The sequence below is a fragment of the Staphylococcus sp. GDX8P54P genome, assembly GCF_017893165.1.
Taxonomy (GTDB): domain Bacteria; phylum Bacillota; class Bacilli; order Staphylococcales; family Staphylococcaceae; genus Staphylococcus; species Staphylococcus borealis.
The window spans coordinates 1-1,987 of sequence record NZ_JAESMM010000067.1 but is presented as its reverse complement, the minus strand read 5'-3'; the positions used below and the strand labels follow the sequence as shown (position 1 = coordinate 1,987).

Here is a 1,987-nt window from a genome sequence, read left to right as displayed (position 1 = left end):
CAGGAGTCTGGACTTGACTCACTTCCCTTTATTATTTTTCATTTTTTTAAACTATTTAATACTAATGTCTTTTATAATAGCTTTTCATATATTATATAATCAATCTTTATAAGTCCTTTTATAAATTTCTTTTCTACCATTTTCGATAAATTCCTGTTTAATATTTTTAATTCCATAAACAATAGTTTCAATAGGATAATATTCTTCAACTATATCTTGATATTCTTTTGCTTTCTCAATATCTATATTTCCATACATTCTTAATATATCTTCTCCAAAATTTGTTCCTATTTCTTCTTCACTATCTTCAAGTAAGTATATAAAATCACAATATTCATCTATAATTCCAGAATCTCCAAAATCAATTATTCCAGTTAATCTATTATTGCCATCTAACAATAGATGATTACAACTAAAATCATTATGGCATAAACACTTTTTACCCTCAAAAACTGTTGTTGCATTTAGTCTTTCCATAAAACTTTCTATATAATCTTTTTCTATATCAGTTAAATCATTATAAATAGTTTCACGCAACAATATATACTCTTCTAATACATTTTGTTTATTATCAATAGTACATTCACTAATATCTGTATAATCTAAACCGTGCATTTGTCTTAAAAAACTGGCAATATCTCGTTTTAACAAATTTTGTTCTTCTTCTGACATAGTAGAATAAATTTCTGGTGTTAAAAAAGTTCCTTTAATTTCTTTATAACCTAGTATAGATAATTCATCACTAATATACGAATATTCAATATTAGGAATTTTTACATTAGTTTCTAAATTTGTATTTAAAAAATTATATATTGCTTTTTCTTTTGCATAACCTTTTTTCTTATTAGTACTAAATTTTGTTTTAAAAATGTATTCATTATTAACTAAATATGCCACACTATCATAACCACTACCGATTATTTCAATACTATCTACTTTGAAATTATCAAAGTAATGCTCAATTAAATATTTCATTGCCTTAACATTTGTGGCATTATCATCATATCTATATTCCATTAAATAACAATCTTCTTTTTTGCCCTCGTGTAATTCATGTTCTGGCAAATCTTCAATAATTCTAAAACCAGATTTTTGGTATGCCCTTATTGCTCTTGGATTATTTTTATGAGGGTCTAAAATAACTGCATTAGCATTTCTTTCTTTTTTCAAAAATTCAAAAATCAATTTAATATATCTTGTACCAATTCCTTTACTCCAATAATTTGGCTCTCCTATAAATTGATCCATACCATAGACTATCTCATCAGTTTTTGGATAATGATAATCAGTATATAACTCATCATACATTTTATATATTTGTCCATATCCAATAGGAACATTGTTATATTCAATAATTACTCTAAAAACTTCATCTTCCCAAGGCTCTGTATAATGTTTTTTTAATGATTCTAATGTATATTTTTTATCTCTACCACCATAAAATTCTAATACTCTTTCATCAGTTAACCATTTTAACATCAAAGGAAAATCATCATCTATTAAAGTTCTTATACATATTTCATTTTCAACTATATTCATTTATTTATCACCTTTTTCATAATCATATACATATACTATTTCATCTTTATAATCATTTTTACCACCTAATTTTTCATATACATGGCAAGCTCTAGGATTACCTTTATCAGTTATTAAAAACATTTCAGAACAACCAATCTCTTTAGAATATTCCTTAATAAAAGATAATAATTTTGAACCATAACCTTTGTCTTGATAGTTAGGTAACATTCCTATTGAGTGTAAATAAAACATTGTTTTTCCATCAGGTCTTAAAAGTGTATAGCAATATGCAAATCCTATAATTTTATTATTTTCTTTAGCTATAAACCCAAATGAACTGGTATCATTAAGAAATCCTTTTAAATTATCAATATCAAAAACCATATTATCATCAATTAAAACTTCTTCCATAAACTCAGTCAAGTCCAGACTCCTGTGTAAAATGCTATACAATGTTTTTACCATT

General features: G+C 24.9%; 2 protein-coding genes. Both read right to left on the bottom strand.

Annotation, left to right across the window (positions count from 1 at the left end; all coding sequences use genetic code 11):
• Window positions 1-99 precede the first annotated feature (99 nt).
• Window positions 100-1,539 carry a bifunctional aminoglycoside N-acetyltransferase AAC(6')-Ie/aminoglycoside O-phosphotransferase APH(2'')-Ia gene (locus KA909_RS13055; RefSeq protein WP_001028144.1) on the bottom strand — a complete coding sequence of 480 codons (1,440 nt, stop codon included), beginning with the start codon at window positions 1,537-1,539 and terminating at the stop codon, window positions 100-102.
• A partial coding sequence (locus KA909_RS13050) for a GNAT family N-acetyltransferase (RefSeq protein WP_002399483.1) occupies window positions 1,540-1,987 on the bottom strand: 448 nt, incomplete at its 5' end.